General features: G+C 39.4%; 17 protein-coding genes. 8 read left to right on the forward strand and 9 right to left on the reverse strand.

What is annotated here, in order from left to right; translation table 11 throughout:
• Positions 1-19 precede the first annotated feature (19 nt).
• Together AC5NT5_RS07275 and AC5NT5_RS07280 are read left to right on the forward strand one after the other, a co-directional pair.
• The gene (locus AC5NT5_RS07275) at positions 20-982 is read left to right on the forward strand and encodes a zinc-binding dehydrogenase (protein WP_024595341.1); all 963 of its coding nucleotides are present in this window, start codon (positions 20-22) and stop codon (positions 980-982) included.
• Between the two features lie 62 nt (positions 983-1,044).
• Complete coding sequence (locus AC5NT5_RS07280) at positions 1,045-1,296, forward strand: DUF2999 family protein (protein ID WP_007582532.1); 252 nt, start codon at positions 1,045-1,047, stop codon at positions 1,294-1,296.
• Between the two features lie 81 nt (positions 1,297-1,377).
• Here AC5NT5_RS07280 and AC5NT5_RS07285 read toward each other — a convergent pair whose 3' ends face one another.
• Entirely contained in the window at positions 1,378-1,878 is a 501-nt protein-coding gene (locus AC5NT5_RS07285; RefSeq protein ID WP_494513158.1) for a fasciclin domain-containing protein, read from the reverse strand.
• A 184-nt stretch (positions 1,879-2,062) separates the two neighbouring features.
• On the opposite strand from AC5NT5_RS07285, the gene lepB reads away from it, so the two are divergent.
• Positions 2,063-2,713, forward strand: a complete 651-nt coding sequence (gene lepB / locus AC5NT5_RS07290) for a signal peptidase I (RefSeq protein ID WP_024597614.1) — start codon at positions 2,063-2,065, stop codon at positions 2,711-2,713.
• A gap of 36 nt (positions 2,714-2,749) precedes the next feature.
• Here lepB and AC5NT5_RS07295 read toward each other — a convergent pair whose 3' ends face one another.
• Both AC5NT5_RS07295 and metG read right to left on the reverse strand, forming a co-directional pair.
• Positions 2,750-3,397, reverse strand: a complete 648-nt coding sequence (locus AC5NT5_RS07295; protein ID WP_494513157.1) for a bifunctional 4-hydroxy-2-oxoglutarate aldolase/2-dehydro-3-deoxy-phosphogluconate aldolase — start codon at positions 3,395-3,397, stop codon at positions 2,750-2,752.
• 130 nt (positions 3,398-3,527) lie between these two features.
• Positions 3,528-5,549 carry a methionine--tRNA ligase gene (gene metG, locus AC5NT5_RS07300; RefSeq protein WP_494513156.1) on the reverse strand — a complete coding sequence of 674 codons (2,022 nt, stop codon included), beginning with the start codon at positions 5,547-5,549 and terminating at the stop codon, positions 3,528-3,530.
• Positions 5,550-5,736: 187 nt separating this feature from the next.
• On the opposite strand from metG, the gene apbC reads away from it, so the two are divergent.
• Together apbC and dcd are read left to right on the forward strand one after the other, a co-directional pair.
• Positions 5,737-6,813, forward strand: coding sequence for an iron-sulfur cluster carrier protein ApbC (apbC, locus tag AC5NT5_RS07305; protein WP_494513155.1), 1,077 nt, complete (start codon positions 5,737-5,739; stop codon positions 6,811-6,813).
• Between the two features lie 6 nt (positions 6,814-6,819).
• Positions 6,820-7,404, forward strand: a complete 585-nt coding sequence (dcd, locus tag AC5NT5_RS07310; RefSeq protein WP_002959670.1) for a dCTP deaminase — start codon at positions 6,820-6,822, stop codon at positions 7,402-7,404.
• A 16-nt stretch (positions 7,405-7,420) separates the two neighbouring features.
• Here the strand turns inward: dcd and AC5NT5_RS07315 are convergent, their stop codons facing one another.
• The gene (locus tag AC5NT5_RS07315) at positions 7,421-8,206 is read right to left on the reverse strand and encodes a CLCA_X family protein (protein ID WP_494513230.1); all 786 of its coding nucleotides are present in this window, start codon (positions 8,204-8,206) and stop codon (positions 7,421-7,423) included.
• A gap of 24 nt (positions 8,207-8,230) precedes the next feature.
• Complete coding sequence (locus tag AC5NT5_RS07320; protein WP_182674227.1) at positions 8,231-8,827, reverse strand: tRNA-uridine aminocarboxypropyltransferase; 597 nt, start codon at positions 8,825-8,827, stop codon at positions 8,231-8,233.
• Positions 8,828-8,964: 137 nt separating this feature from the next.
• Here AC5NT5_RS07320 and AC5NT5_RS07325 point away from each other — a divergent pair, with 137 nt between their 5' ends.
• Both AC5NT5_RS07325 and AC5NT5_RS07330 read left to right on the forward strand, forming a co-directional pair.
• On the forward strand, positions 8,965-9,309 hold the full coding sequence (locus tag AC5NT5_RS07325; protein ID WP_002959674.1) for an Hpt domain-containing protein: 345 nt from the start codon (positions 8,965-8,967) through the stop codon (positions 9,307-9,309).
• Between the two features lie 105 nt (positions 9,310-9,414).
• Entirely contained in the window at positions 9,415-10,632 is a 1,218-nt protein-coding gene (locus tag AC5NT5_RS07330; protein WP_024597609.1) for a pyridoxal phosphate-dependent aminotransferase, read from the forward strand.
• A gap of 66 nt (positions 10,633-10,698) precedes the next feature.
• On the opposite strand, the gene AC5NT5_RS07335 is transcribed toward AC5NT5_RS07330, so the two are convergent.
• The 4 genes from AC5NT5_RS07335 to AC5NT5_RS07350 are packed head-to-tail and all read right to left on the reverse strand — an operon-like array spanning position 10,699 to position 13,652.
• On the reverse strand, positions 10,699-11,166 hold the full coding sequence (locus AC5NT5_RS07335) for an outer membrane lipoprotein (RefSeq protein WP_182674225.1): 468 nt from the start codon (positions 11,164-11,166) through the stop codon (positions 10,699-10,701).
• A gap of 55 nt (positions 11,167-11,221) precedes the next feature.
• Entirely contained in the window at positions 11,222-11,842 is a 621-nt protein-coding gene (gene lpoB / locus AC5NT5_RS07340; protein WP_002959677.1) for a penicillin-binding protein activator LpoB, read from the reverse strand.
• An 11-nt stretch (positions 11,843-11,853) separates the two neighbouring features.
• Positions 11,854-12,279: a YcfL family putative periplasmic lipoprotein gene (locus AC5NT5_RS07345; protein WP_494513154.1), complete on the reverse strand. Its 426-nt coding sequence runs from the start codon at positions 12,277-12,279 to the stop codon at positions 11,854-11,856.
• 8 nt (positions 12,280-12,287) lie between these two features.
• Positions 12,288-13,652, reverse strand: a complete 1,365-nt coding sequence (locus AC5NT5_RS07350) for a COG3014 family protein (protein ID WP_494513153.1) — start codon at positions 13,650-13,652, stop codon at positions 12,288-12,290.
• Positions 13,653-13,876: 224 nt separating this feature from the next.
• On the opposite strand from AC5NT5_RS07350, the gene bufA2 reads away from it, so the two are divergent.
• On the forward strand, positions 13,877-14,335 hold the full coding sequence (gene bufA2, locus AC5NT5_RS07355; protein WP_182724280.1) for a BufA2 family periplasmic bufferin-type metallophore: 459 nt from the start codon (positions 13,877-13,879) through the stop codon (positions 14,333-14,335).
• Positions 14,336-14,384: the final 49 nt, after the last annotated feature.

Consider the following 14,384-nt stretch of genomic DNA (forward strand, 5'->3'; position numbering starts at 1 on the left):
TTTTAAGCTTGGAGCAACAATGAAATATATTTCTCATGAAGATGGCAATCTTGCATTTAGTGAAACCGAAAAGCCGGTTTTAAAGAGCCATGAAGTACTTGTTAAAGTTGCAGCAATAGGTGTAAACCGTGCAGACAGTATGCAGCGCCAAGGTAAATACCCGGCCCCTGCGGGAGATAGCCCGATTTTAGGTTTAGAATGTGCGGGTACAGTTACTGAACTTGGAAAAGATGTAGATAAAAGCTGGCTAAACAAGCGTATTTTTACGTTGTGCTCAGGTGGTGCTTATAGCGAATATGTAGCAGTTGATGCAAAACAGCTTATGGAATTACCCGATGATGTAACAATGGCTGAGGGCGCCGCAATAAGCGAAGTGTATTTAACGGCATTTGGCGCGTTATTTGAGCTTGGTAAATTACAAAAAGGGCAAACAGCGCTTATTCATGCAGGTGCTAGTGGTGTGGGCGGTGCAGCAATTCAAATGGCTAAAAGCGCAGGTGCTACCGTAGTTATTACTGCCGGTACGGATGACAAATGCCAACACGCAAAAGAGCTTGGTGCCGATCATGCAATTAACTACAAAACCACTGACTTTGTAGAATATATGAAAGCAAATGAGTTAACAGCAAATGCAATTGTAGATCCTGTTTCGGGTAGTTACTTAAATAAAAATGCCGCTATTGCAGCCATGGATTGCCAAATTGTGATGCTTGCATTTTTAGATGGACGTTTTGCTGAAGTTGATTTTGCCGCGCTTTTACAAAAGCGTATTTCGTTTCATGCCTCAACGCTTAGAAATCGCAGTATTGAGTTTAAACGCCAGGTGCGCGACGACTTTGTAGCGCGTTTTTACAATGATATTGCCACTAAAAAGTACGACTTTAACCTGTATAAAACATTGCCTTGGAGCGACGCAAACGAAGCCCATGCTATTTTAGAGCGTAATGAAAACGCAGGAAAAGTGGTTTTACTTGTAGAGTAACTCTTTAATTTTAGGGTTTAGCCCATATACTAAGCTCTATAAAAAACACTTAAGGTTTAATAATGAATCCAATACTAGCAATACTTAAAGAGCACAATGTAAGCGACGAAAAAGTAAAAGCATTGTTTGAAGCGTTTACTCAAAACCCAATGATGGCAATGGCGCTTGTTCAAGAGCTTGGTATTCCGCCAGAAAAACTACAGCAACTTATGGCAGTCGTAATGACTCAACCGCACCTTATTAAAGAAGCGACTGACGAACTTGGTTTAGATTTTGAAAAAGTAAAAGAAGCGAAAGAAAAACTAAATCAATAATTTGTTATGTCATGAAACAAAAATAAATAAAAAAGCATAAGTATCTACTTATGCTTTTTTAGTTGGCTCATTCTTTTATGACTACTCTTTTGGAAGTAGTACTGTGTCGATAACATGAATTACGCCGTTGCTTGCTTTTACATCAGCTTTTACAACTTTAGCGTCATTTATCATTACACCCATGCTGTCGGCTTTAACCATAACTGATTGGCTTTGTAGTGTTTTCGCACTATCTACCTTCATTACATCGGCTGCCATCACTTTTCCAGACACTACGTGATAAGTTAATACCGCCGTTAGCTTATCTTTGTTTTCAGGCTTGAGTAACATTTCTACAGTGCCTTCAGGTAATTTAGAAAATGCAGCATCTGTTGGTGCAAAAATAGTAAAGGGTCCTTTACCTTGCAGTGTTTCAACTAAACCTGCGGCTTTAACAGCAGCAACAAGAGTAGTGAACGAACCATTTTCAACGGCTACTTCAACAACGTCTTTTTTCATACCATGATGATCAGCATAAGCCATTGTAGTAAATCCAAGGCTTGCAGTTGTAAACAATAATGCAGTAGTAATTTTCTTAAACATTTTATTTTTCCTTTAAGTTAATACCCGTTGGTTTCGTTAAATGTTACGACGCTCTAAATTTAATCGATCAATTAAAATTAGTAGCCAACATCTTTTGTTACATCATTGATTGAACTGCAGCTAATTAGCAAAGTCATATAAACAGTTACTTAATTAAAGACTTGTTCAATTGAAGGGAATAGGCATGAAATTAGTTTATAAGTTTTGGAAAAATAACCGCTCTCTTATCGTATTTATTGCACTGATGAGCGTATTTAGAAGCGCTGTAGCCGATTGGTACGAAGTGCCAACAGGCTCTATGAAGCCAACAATTCAAGAAGGTGACAGAATACTTACCGATAAAATGGCCTACGATATTCGTGTCCCATTTACGCATATAAAACTACTTAAACTAGCGGACCCACAAACCGGTGATATTATTGTTTTTGACTCACAAGCTGCCGATAACCGTTTAATTAAACGTGTAATTGGTGTGCCAGGAGACACCGTTGCGCTTGAAAATAATGAGCTCATTATTAATGGTAAAAAACTTAATTATGCAGATCAGCAAAGCAACATAGACTCGCTTGATAAAATCGAAGATTTAAACGGATTAGCGCATTCGATAAGAGTGGCAAATATTCCTTCACGTTTATCGGGCTTTGATGCAATTACAATTCCTGATGATTATTATTTAGCAATGGGCGATAACCGCGACAATAGCGCTGACTCGCGTGTAATAGGTTTAATTCCGCGTAATGAGTTATTAGGAAAAGCAGAGCGCGTTATAGTCTCACTTGATTACGATAACTATTATCTACCAAGAAAAGACCGCGTATTAAAAAAGCTCAATTAAAAAAGATGATTAATTTTATAGTTAAAGTATAACTGCCTATTTAGGCAGTTTACTTATATAGTTTTTTACAAGCTTGGTAAGGTCACTACGTTCTTGTTCGGTATTTAATACCTTACAAAAATCGCCACTGACTGCAGCGCCGCAAGCGCCTGCTTCAAACCATTGTGATAAGTTATCTAAATTAACACCGCCAACAGGCATTAATTGCGCCTCTGAAAATGGGCCTGCTAATGCTTTAAAGTAACCAACGCCCATACTGCCAGCAGGAAATACTTTAATAATATCAGCGTTATATTCAATTGCATTTGCTACATCGGTAGGTGTTAGCGCGCCCATTAGTACGGGTAACCCGTGCTGGTGGGCGAGTTCGACAACCGATTTGTTGGTATTTGGCGTTACGATAAACTGCGCGCCAGCATGAATAGCTTGCTGGGCAAGGGTGGTATTTATTATTGTACCTGCACCAATAAGTGCGTTTTTATGCGCTGCACGCGCTTTTGCTATTTCTTGCTCAAAGCCAGGTGTGTTTGAAGTGATCTCTAATGCGTTTATGCCCGCATTTACTAAACAATCAATTAATGGAGCTACATCCGTTTGTTGTTTTAAGCGCAATATGGCGACTAACTTGTGTTGCTTTATTTGGCTACTTACTTTTGTTCTGTTGGTATCTAAAATTTGGGTCATAATTACAATTCACTTTATTTTATGCAAAGGCGTTTGTATAAACGGCTAGGCTTAATATACGACTAAACATTACTTTTGCCCATAAAAAAACCGCTGACATATCAGCGGTTTTTTTATTGTATGAGTAATATTACATTACGCGCATACCAGGCTCTGAGCCGTCATCTGGGTTAAGAATATAAATTTCTTTTCCGCCAGGACCTGCTGCTAATACCATGCCTTCAGACATACCAAAGCGCATTTTACGAGGCTTAAGGTTAGCAACCATAACGGTTAGCTTGCCTTCGATATCCTCAGGTGCGTAAGCTGATTTAATACCCGCAAACACTTGGCGAGTTTCGCCGCCTAAATCAAGTGTTAGCTTAAGTAGTTTATCTGCGCCTTCTACGTGCTCTGCTTTAGCAATTTTAGCTACGCGTAGGTCTACTTTTGCAAAATCATCGAACTCAACCTCGTCGCTAATTGGCTCTTTTGCAAGTGGGCTGTTAGGGTCAATTGTTACTTTTGGTGCTAAGCTTTCTTTAGATTCTTCAACCATTTTGTTCACTTTATCCATTTCAACACGTTGCATTAACGGTTTAAATTTATTGATAGGGTGGCTTACGAGTGCATTTTGAACGCCGTCCCATGCAAGGTCGTCATTTAAAAACGCTTGTACGTTGTCTGCCATTCCTGGTAGCACGGGTTTTAAGTAAGTAATTAAAACGCGGAACAAGTTAAGACCAAGAGAACACACTTCGTGTGCTTCTTTTTGCTTAGTTTCGTCTTTAATTAATACCCAAGGTGCTGCGCCATCAATAAATTGGTTTGCTTTGTCGGCAAGCGCCATTATTTCGCGAATTGCGCGGCTGTAATCGCGGTTCTCATAGTGTGTTGTAATGCTCGGTGCAGCCGCTTGAAACTCTGCTAACAGCTCTGGTTGCATGATAGTACTGCTTAGCTTGCCATCAAACTTTTTAGTAATAAAGCCAGCACAACGGCTCGCTATGTTAACTACTTTACCTACTAGGTCTGAATTTACGCGCTGTGCAAAGTCTTCTAGGTTTAAATCCAGATCAACAATACCGCTGCTTAATTTTGCTGCGTAGTAGTAACGTAAGTATTCTGGGTTTAAGTTATCTAAATAAGTACGCGCTTTAATAAACGTACCCTTTGATTTAGACATTTTTTCGCCATTTACAGTTACAAAACCATGAGCGAATACGTTAGTTGGCTTTCTAAAATTAGCGCCTTCTAGCATTGCTGGCCAAAATAAGCTGTGGAAGTAGATAATGTCTTTACCAATAAAGTGATAAAGCTCTGCGTCTGAACCTTCAGCCCAAAACGCATCAAAGTCGAGGCCTTTTTCGTCACATAGGTTTTTAAAACTCGCCATGTAACCAATAGGTGCATCTAACCAAACGTAAAAATATTTGCCTGGTGCATTTGGGATTTCAAAACCAAAATAAGGTGCGTCACGGCTAATATCCCATTGTTGCAAGCCATCGGTAAACCATTCGTCTAGCTTGTTAGCCATTTCTTGTTGAATAGTTCCCGAGTGTAACCACTCTTTTAGCATGTCTTCAAATGCTGGCAGGTCAAAAAAGTAATGCTCAGAATCTTTAAGTACAGGCTCAGCACCTGACATTACAGAACGCGGGTTAATAAGTTCGGTAGGGCTGTATGTAGCACCACACGAATCACAGCTATCGCCGTTTTGGTTTTCAGACTTACACGTTGGGCAAGTACCTGTTACAAAGCGGTCTGGTAAGAAAATACCTTTTTCTGGATCGAATAATTGCGAAATAGTGTGCTTTTTAATATGACCGGCATCGTTTAGGCGGTTATAAATAAGTTCGCTTAATTCTTTGTTTTCTTGGCTGTGGGTGCTGTGGTAGTTATCAAATTTGATATTAAAGTCAGCAAAGTCGCGTTGGCGCTCTATGCTCACTTGTTTTACCATTTCTTCAGGCGTGATCCCTTGCTTTTGCGCATTAAGCATAATTGGCGTGCCGTGGGCATCGTCTGCGCAAACATAATAAGCTTCGTGGCCTTGTAGTTTTTGAAAACGTGACCAAATATCAGTTTGAATATATTCCAATAAATGACCTAGGTGAGTTGGGCCATTTGCATAAGGTAATGCGCTGGTAATCAGGATCTTTCGCTGCGTCATAATCATTCCGAATTGAGGATAAAACGCCGTTTTTATTATACAAACGGCAATTATCATTAATTTATCTACAAGCTATCTGCTTAGAGTGCGCACAGCTTATGGATTTTTATTAATTGACTGGTGTTAATGCCCTGAATGTTACATAATTCCGTGGCACTTTTCATCAAAGAAACGCTATTTAATTGCTATGTTTGGACTGTCGAAACTATTCTCTTCTAAATCGGTGCAAAAACAACCGATTATAATTGCCTTAGCGGCATATCGTAGTGCTGCTTTTGCCGTCGGTATTGATGAAAGCTTCATTGATACTATTACTCAAAATGACGATAAATCACTACAAATCAAATTAACTCTGCCATTTGCTGGGCAATCAGAAATGCCTTTAGTTGAGCAACACGTAAGTGAAAGCTTAAATGTGCCTGTAACAATTAGCGCCAAGGTTATCATTAAAGAGGCGGCTAAGTTTAAAGCGATTAAACATATTGTACTTATTGCCTCAGGCAAAGGTGGAGTAGGTAAGTCGACTACTGCTGTTAACTTGGCAGGCGCGCTTAAAAATGAAGGCGCAAAGGTGGGTATTTTAGATGCTGACATTTATGGCCCATCTATCCCAATGCTTTTAGGATTAGTGGGCGCAGAGCCCGTCACTAAAGATAACAAACAGCTACAGCCTTTTAATGCAAATGGCATTAAAGCGCAGTCAATTGGCTTTTTAGTTCCAAGCGATGATGCCACGGTATGGCGTGGACCAATGGCGTCAGGCGCGCTGAGCCAGTTACTTAATGAAACCGATTGGGGCGAGCTTGACTACTTAATTGTTGATATGCCACCGGGCACCGGTGATATTCAGCTTACAATGAGCCAAAAAGTACCCGCTAGCGGCACTGTTATTGTCACTACACCGCAAGACTTAGCGCTAGCCGATGCGCAAAAAGGCATTGCTATGTTTAATAAAGTAAACGTACCGGTGCTTGGCTTAATCGAAAATATGAGCCACTACATTTGCACTCACTGTGGTGAAGCTAACCACGTATTTGGTAAAGACGGCGCCCAAAAGCTGGCGCATAAGCACGGCGTGCCTGTACTTAGCCATATTCCACTTGCAATAGATATACGCGAGTATTCTGAGCAAGGTAAACTTATTGCAAGCGATAACGATGCCGCAATAAGCAAAACATACAGCGCAGCAGCAAGGCTAATAGCCAGCACGCTTTATTATCAACAGCATCACAATGCAATTGAAATTGTGATTACGGAAGATTAATAAATAATGAGACTTTCAGACACACATATTAAAGAATACTTAAGCGATGGCCGCATAGTTATTGAGCCTGCACCAACGAGCGAGATGATTTCAGGCGTGACTGCCGATTTACGCTTGGGTAATAAATTTAGAACGTTTAATGCGCATAATGCAGCATACGTCGATTTAAGTGGTCCAAAAGATCAGTTAAATAAGGCCATGGAATCAATCATGAGTGAAGAAATAGTGCTTGATGAAGGTGAAGCATTCTTTTTACACCCAGGTGAACTTGCACTAGCTATTACCCATGAAAAAGTTACGTTGCCAGCAGATATAGTAGGTTGGTTAGATGGACGCTCATCGCTTGCGCGTTTGGGTTTAATGGTGCATGTAACAGCGCACCGAATAGACCCAGGCTGGAGCGGTAATATTGTTTTAGAGTTTTACAACTCAGGTAAATTGCCACTGGCACTACGTCCGCTGATGAAAATTGGGGCTATGAGCTTTGAAATGTTATCGGGGCCGTGTGAAAACCCATACAATATTCGTAAAGATGCAAAATATAAAGATCAAAGCAGCGCAGTAGCAAGTCGTATTAGTGACGATAAATAATCACCAAATATAGGCATTACTCGTCTATTTTATGAAGCGCATAACCCAGTAGTTCAAAATAGTGGTTAAGCGCTTCATTTGCTTTATTAATATGCTCACTATTTGGGTATATTAAATTACTACTTTTTAAGCCTCCCACCAAAAAGCTATTTTTTATATATGTGTGGCCTTCAATACAGGCTTCAAAACACCGTGCTGCAAGCTCTTCTGGCATGCTCATATAATTCATATTGTGGGCTTTATCGTGTTCTATACACGCTTGTACAAAGTTATTTGCATCAATACCATCTTCATCTAAAAATACATGTTTATAAAAACTGTTCAAAGCATTATTAAGTGGATGCGATAAATTAGGCGTGTTTGAAAGCCACAATTTTGAGGCAAAGCCAAATTGTGATTTTGTTGCAAATAAGTGCTCGCTTATATGATGGTCAAACGCATGGAACCATTCATGAGCAAGTGCACCACCGCCTGCATTTTTTGCAAGAGCAAGTGTTTGAGAGGCTGCATTATAATGCGCTTGCACGCCTTTTTGACCACCATGGCCAAATGCAAAGTTAAGCTTCCCGCGCAGGCCAATTGCTTTAGGTGGTAAATGCAGTATTTGTGCAAGGTCGGCCAGTGCATCGTAAATTAAATTGGCGCTAATGTAGCGCTCTTCTTTAGTTACCCATTTACCAACGACCATTGACCTAAAGCCGAAGGTATCTCTTATATCGCTAAAGTCGACTTGGTCGTCAAAGCGATAGTCGGGTCCTTGGCGAGTAAAGCCACGTTTTAGTCTGTTAGGGTAGTTACGCATTGCAAGTTTCATATAGTAACGAGTTTAATCTAAGTAACGTGCTTTTACGTGCTCGGGCATGTGTTGGGTTTGTTTTTGTATTAATTCATTAAGCGCATTATAAAGTGGTGCGGGATTTAGCTGCTCTATTAAAAACAAACTATGCGCTACAGCTTCAAGTGTGGATAGGCTGTCGGCCCGAGGGGCTTTACGAATAGCATAACGATTTTTAGGTAGCTGTTTAAAACTGACCGTTTTAAATTTATTTAGTAATGTGGTGAGTTGCAAAATTTTGTAGGCTTTTTTCCATGTACCATCAACCACGATTAAATGAGTGATGCTTTTTACACTTGGCTGCTCAGTGTTATCGTCTAAATTTACAGCGTGTTCGTTAGGGTAGAGTAAAACAGTTGAGCTTACTGGCAGTGTTTTTAGTATGGAAAAGTCATCATTATTTTCGCCTTTGATTATTTGGCAATCAGTTAGGCATAAATTGAGTAGTTTAGCGGTATTTTTTGCTATTTTTTCTTCACTCGGGTGCTGTAGAATAATAACCGTAACTTTGTTGTTTATATTTGTAATTGCGCTGCAAATACAGGTGTTTATTGAAAAGTTACAATGTTTACAAAGTGTGCGTGCCATTTAATAAACTTTTTGTTGCCAGTATGATCCTCGCAATTATACATTTATAAGGTAATTAAGTTGGTTTTTTTTACGCATCAATATAAAGTAGTACTATTAAACTGTAACTTACATGGATTGTTTTAAGGGCTTAAAATATGACAGAAATAAATATTGATACATCAGCATTAGAGAGTATGGAATCGTTATTGGGTGAGCAGTTTGCTGATACACTTGATTTTTGCTGCTCAGAGTTTGAACGTTTGGGCTCAGAAGTGTTAGCAACCATTGGTAAAGATAAAGAAGCAGCTATTCGCCACTCCCATAGCTTAAAATCGAATGCGGCGCAGTTTGGAGCTTCAAGCCTTGCTGAAGTATCGCGTGTTATTGAACAAAATTTAAACCTAGATAACTTAGCTGAAGCTATCGACGCATCTAATAGCTTAATGGCTCAAGTAACAGGCTCTCAAGCTAAGCTAAATGAATGGTTAGCATCTCGTTAATTATTGAAGCTGAAACGTGAATTTATTTCAGTATTAAGCACCTAAATTGACTGGCATTTTACGCCTTTACTAGGTTAGTCTAAAGATTCACTAGTCGAGGTAAAAATGTCTGATATTAAAAAGAGTCACAAATTAGAAGGTGTATGTTATGACATTCGTGGGCCGGTTTTAGCACAAGCTAAAAAAATGGAAGACGAAGGTCAAAAAGTATTAAAATTGAATATAGGTAATCCAGCTGCTTTTGGTTTTGATATGCCAGAAGATATGCACCGCGATATTATCCGCAACTTATATTCAGCCCAAGGTTACTGTGACTCTAAAGGCCTCTATTCAGCCCGCGTGGCTATTTATCAGCACTACCAACAACGTGGATTACATAATTTAGATGTAGATAGTATCTATATTGGTAATGGCGTAAGCGAACTTATACAGATGATCACCCAAGCGCTATTAAATAATGGCGATGAAGTGCTTATTCCAGCTCCAGATTATCCACTTTGGACTGCTTCTGTCACATTATCGGGTGGTAATCCGGTGCATTATTTATGTGATGAAGAGCAAGATTGGTTTCCGGATATTGCAGATATAAAAAGCAAAATAACGTCTAAAACTAAAGCTTTGGTATTAATTAATCCTAATAATCCGACAGGTGCGGTTTACAGTGATGATTTGTTAATGCAATTAATTGATATAGCGCGTGAACATAAACTGCTGTTATTGAGCGATGAGATTTACGAAAAGATTTTATACGATGGTATAACGCATACTTCAATCGGCTCACTGTGTGATGATGTACCAATCATTACTTTCAATGGTTTAGCAAAAACCTACCGTGCAGCGGGGCTAAGAATGGGGTGGATGGTTCTAAGCGGTCGTACCTCGGTAATGGATGATTTACGCAAAGGCCTTGAAATACTTTCATCTATGCGTTTGTGCGCCAATGTACCTGCGCAATATGCAATTCAACAAGCGTTGGGCGGCGTGCAATCAATTGATAATTTAATTAACCCAGGTGGGCGCTTATACGAGCAGCGCGATATAGCATGGCGCGGGTTAAACGCTATTGAAGGCATTAGTTGTAAAAAACCTAAAGGCGCGCTCTATGCGTTTGCCAAAGTAGATACAGCACTTTTTAACGTTAAAGATGATGAAAAGATGATGTACGATTTGCTAAAAGCCGAAAAAATATTACTTGTACATGGCAGGGCGTTTAATTGGCCCGAGCCGGATCATTTTAGATTGGTATTTTTACCAAGCAAAGATGATTTATCGGATGCGATGTTAAAAATGAAGCGTTTTTTTAAAGACTATCGCCAAGTATAGTTATTTAAAAAATAAAAAAACGAGCCAAATTTGGCTCGTTTTTTACATTATTCATGAATATATTGGCTAGTACGCTTTATCTACACGCACCGTGTTGTCGTTCAAGTACACTAATCTTACGTTATCGCCTTTGCTAAAGCGCATTGATTGGTCTTGATCTTGAACAACCATAAACTGGTCGCCGTTTTCAACTTGTATTAATAACTCTACAAAATGATTTTGCTGATAATGACTTTGCTGCTGCCTATTATGTGCAACACTGCCGCCAATTACTGAGCCTAATATTGTTGCTACTGTGCGGCCGCTACCGCCACCAAACTGGTTGCCTACAACACCACCGAGTAATGCACCGCCGAAGGTTTCCCAGCCGTTGTTTTTGTCTTGAATGATTTCTTGTTCGGTAATATTGCGTACCGATTTTACGTCACCAAATAAAACTTGCTGCACAGGGACTGCTTTATTGCGCTCATATTGAGCAAAAGTTGGCGCGCTCACACTAAGTAGGGCACACATTATTAATATTATAGCTTTCATAATAATCTCCTATTGGTAGCCTTTATGGGCTTATTAGCCCGTAAAGGCTTAGTAACTACCAACCAAATGTCGATTTTTCTTTAGTTTTACGAATTTCAGTTTCGTCAGCCCATTCAACTAGGCCGCTTTCCATATCCATTAAACGCATCGTAAATTTATAGTATACGTCTGATTTGTCGGCATTTGATTTAACTATGCTCGATAAATTTCCGTATAACATATATTGCGCGCCAATTTGTTTACCAAATGCAACGGCTGTTGCAGGGTTAACAAGGGCATCTTCGTTTTGAAATGTTAATTGCTCACGTACTGACTCAACACGCGTCATATCTACAAAACGGAACTTACCACTGCGTAGCATTTGCGTTGAGATTGAATCGGTGATTGATTCAGTATCAATGTGCTCACTAGTTTTGTTTTTAATACGCTCAACAAATACTACAGGGCGTTTATTAGCGGTCATTGTGCCAACAACGGGTGAGCTGAGTAATGAATCGGTCATTTGGCTCGCTACTTTTTGTAAATCGGTAGAGCCAAAATTAATATCGGTTGTTTCTACTGCTTGTGCATCGCCATAACTTACTACGGCTTTATTAGCACAGCCACTTAATACTAAAGCGCTGAGGCCAACTAAAGCGTAAGTTGATACTGTTTTAAATTTGTTACTGATGATCATGGTTGTTTCCTTTAATCTTTAAATTCTTGTGATTCGGTAGACACTTCTCTTACTGCTAAAGAAAAGGTAACCGCATCAGAGCTCGGTGCTAAGCCCGGTAATTGTGTTTTTGCAAAACCAAATAAGGTGAGTGCTTGCCAAGGTGAATGGTTGCCTTTAATTACAAAGCCGTCTTTATCAAACCAATTAAACTGATACTGCAAATATTGTGATTTTTTATACTGGCTCGAAAGTGTCACTACTACATCGGTTAACTGGTTGGTTTGACGTGTTTTCACATCAGTAATGGCCAGTTTTTTACCAAGCTCTGGGTTATCTACACGTAATTGCTCATTAAACTGGTTTTTATTTTGTTCAACAGAAATACCCGATGTAACCGGTTGGCTGGAACATGCATTGAGCATTAAGGCTGCTAATAATGGCGCTATGTATTTCATGATGGCTCCTAAAGTTGAACTACGTGATAATTAAAGTAGTTATTAATAGAGGTTAAGTAAATTAACGTTAACCTTTGCTTACTAATGGTAAAATTTATAGGTGCTTGTGTGCCTATATGCACAGAATGCTCACCTGTATTTAGGCTTTGCCTTGCGACACTTATTTGATTTGGAAGTGTAAGCCAGCTGCGTGTATCAGCTTGCTCAGACGCCAAATTATAAATATTAGCAAGTATGTTACCTACATCACCGGCACTGCGAGCAAGTTCTGCCCGCACTTTCTCTTTAGCTACTAATCTAAGTACTTGGCGAGCGACTTTTGCAGGTATTTGATCTTCTAGAGTTTTAGCTGCAAGTGCTTCAATGTGTACTAATGGGCTCAGCTCTAAGCTTTGTGCATCTATATTTATATTGTTAAGGCGGCGCACATAGGCATTATCTTTATATACCGGCATCGCCAAGCTGTAAAAGCGTGCATCGCCACGTGATGAATAAATTGGCAAGCGCAGTTTAAATTCATCTTGTTTTGGTACTAATCCTTGTTCAAATAAAACAATTACTTCGCCTTGTGATGAAGAAATAGTGGGCGTATCGCCAAAGCGTTTTTTAAATTCATTTAGATCTTGGTCAAACCCTTGTTTTTTAGCAAGGCGCATTACATCTTGCTGTAAATAAATATTGTTAGGTTGTATAGCCAATGCTTTTTTATAATCGATATAGGCGTCGTCGTATTGTTTAGCACTTTGGTAAAGCAAAGCAGATAAGTAAAATGTGTAGGCATTTTGAAAGCCATTTTTTATGTTTCTGGTTACATTGCTCATGCTTGGGTAGTGTTGCTGAGCTTCTTTAACGGTTGAGTCTACTTCTGCTTCATTCTCGCTAAGCGCATCAAGTTGTACTTTATTAGCTCGGCGAATTTCGACCAATGCGCCTTCAACATCATTTTTATACACGTAGTTAAGTGCTTTATAACTATGAAGCATGCTCATTTCGTAAGCGGGTGGCACATAAGTTATTGCTGAGTCGTTGGTAAATAAAGCGTTACTTTGTTCAAGGCCCGCACTAACTTGTATTTTGGCGGCTTCACGTTTTTTTTGCATTTGCGTATACACGTTCTCAAATTTACTTTGTGCATCATCTGGTGTATTAGCTAAGTCGTTTAAACGAGCTTGCTCAAGTTGGTTGAGTAAGTAGCTGCTGTGCAAGGTGCTATTATTAGCAATAAGGGATTGCGCTTCTTCGATATTATTTTTCTCGATCGCATTTCTTATTGGTGTCATTTGCGTGGCATAGTCATTAAACAGGTCATTAAAACCCATTGTGCTACACCCACTTAAAATAAAACAAAAGCTTAAAATTATACTGCGGCGCACTGAGCACTCCTCTTAATTTACCTGTATACATTAACATACTATTTTTAGCTAAATGTGTGAAATATTGTAAAAAATCGTAGAGTAAACTGCCTGCTAATAAAGAAATATAAAGTGACACTAGTGAACAAAGTGTGAATTTTTTTGGTTTATTATCAACTCCACTGAAATAGTATTTTCGCTTTAGCGGTCTTGCTAAGAGTTATATCACTCAGAGGAATTAAAAAATGAAAAAGTTTACAGGTGCAGCAATGGCTGTAATGGTAGCAGGTTTAGTTGGTTGTAATGCAACAGAGGCAGAAACGGCAACATCAAGTGCAGTTGCTAATAATGGCGCAACAACTGATTTAGTTCATTGTTATGATGCGAATGTATGTGGTGGCCATAACGATTGTAAAACAGCTGAGAATGCATGTGCAGGTCAAGCGTCATGTAAAGGGACTGGTTTTGTAGCAATGCCTGCAAAATCATGTGCTGACGTTGGCGGTACAGTAAAAGATAAATGGGTTGGCAGTGTAGCTAAAGCAGATTTAGTACATTGTAACGATGTAAATGTGTGTGGCGGTCATAACGATTGTAAGACTGCTAATAATGCTTGTGCTGGACATGCATCATGTAAAGGCACCGGTTTTGTATCAATGCCTGCAAAAGCATGTGGTGATATTGGTGGTTCTGTAGGTAGCTAATACCAACTTATCGAACGCATAAAATAAGCCTGAACGATGTGTTTTTTTA

The organism is Pseudoalteromonas sp. J2K-J599, assembly GCF_059295115.2.

Bases quoted from the DNA above. Each gene is read 5' to 3' on its own strand.
- AC5NT5_RS07320 (WP_182674227.1), bottom strand. From the start codon at position 8,827: ATGGCACGCACACTTTGTAAACATTGTAACTTTTCAATAAACACCTGT.
- lepB (WP_024597614.1), top strand. From the start codon at position 2,063: ATGAAATTAGTTTATAAGTTTTGGAAAAATAACCGCTCTCTTATCGTA.
- apbC (WP_494513155.1), top strand. From the start codon at position 5,737: ATGTTTGGACTGTCGAAACTATTCTCTTCTAAATCGGTGCAAAAACAA.
- AC5NT5_RS07275 (WP_024595341.1), top strand. From the start codon at position 20: ATGAAATATATTTCTCATGAAGATGGCAATCTTGCATTTAGTGAAACC.
- metG (WP_494513156.1), bottom strand. From the start codon at position 5,549: ATGACGCAGCGAAAGATCCTGATTACCAGCGCATTACCTTATGCAAAT.
- lpoB (WP_002959677.1), bottom strand. From the start codon at position 11,842: ATGATCATCAGTAACAAATTTAAAACAGTATCAACTTACGCTTTAGTT.
- bufA2 (WP_182724280.1), top strand. From the start codon at position 13,877: ATGAAAAAGTTTACAGGTGCAGCAATGGCTGTAATGGTAGCAGGTTTA.
- dcd (WP_002959670.1), top strand. From the start codon at position 6,820: ATGAGACTTTCAGACACACATATTAAAGAATACTTAAGCGATGGCCGC.
- AC5NT5_RS07330 (WP_024597609.1), top strand. From the start codon at position 9,415: ATGTCTGATATTAAAAAGAGTCACAAATTAGAAGGTGTATGTTATGAC.
- AC5NT5_RS07315 (WP_494513230.1), bottom strand. From the start codon at position 8,206: ATGCGTAACTACCCTAACAGACTAAAACGTGGCTTTACTCGCCAAGGA.
- AC5NT5_RS07285 (WP_494513158.1), bottom strand. From the start codon at position 1,878: ATGTTTAAGAAAATTACTACTGCATTATTGTTTACAACTGCAAGCCTT.
- AC5NT5_RS07280 (WP_007582532.1), top strand. From the start codon at position 1,045: ATGAATCCAATACTAGCAATACTTAAAGAGCACAATGTAAGCGACGAA.
- AC5NT5_RS07295 (WP_494513157.1), bottom strand. From the start codon at position 3,397: ATGACCCAAATTTTAGATACCAACAGAACAAAAGTAAGTAGCCAAATA.
- AC5NT5_RS07325 (WP_002959674.1), top strand. From the start codon at position 8,965: ATGACAGAAATAAATATTGATACATCAGCATTAGAGAGTATGGAATCG.
- AC5NT5_RS07345 (WP_494513154.1), bottom strand. From the start codon at position 12,279: ATGAAATACATAGCGCCATTATTAGCAGCCTTAATGCTCAATGCATGT.
- AC5NT5_RS07335 (WP_182674225.1), bottom strand. From the start codon at position 11,166: ATGAAAGCTATAATATTAATAATGTGTGCCCTACTTAGTGTGAGCGCG.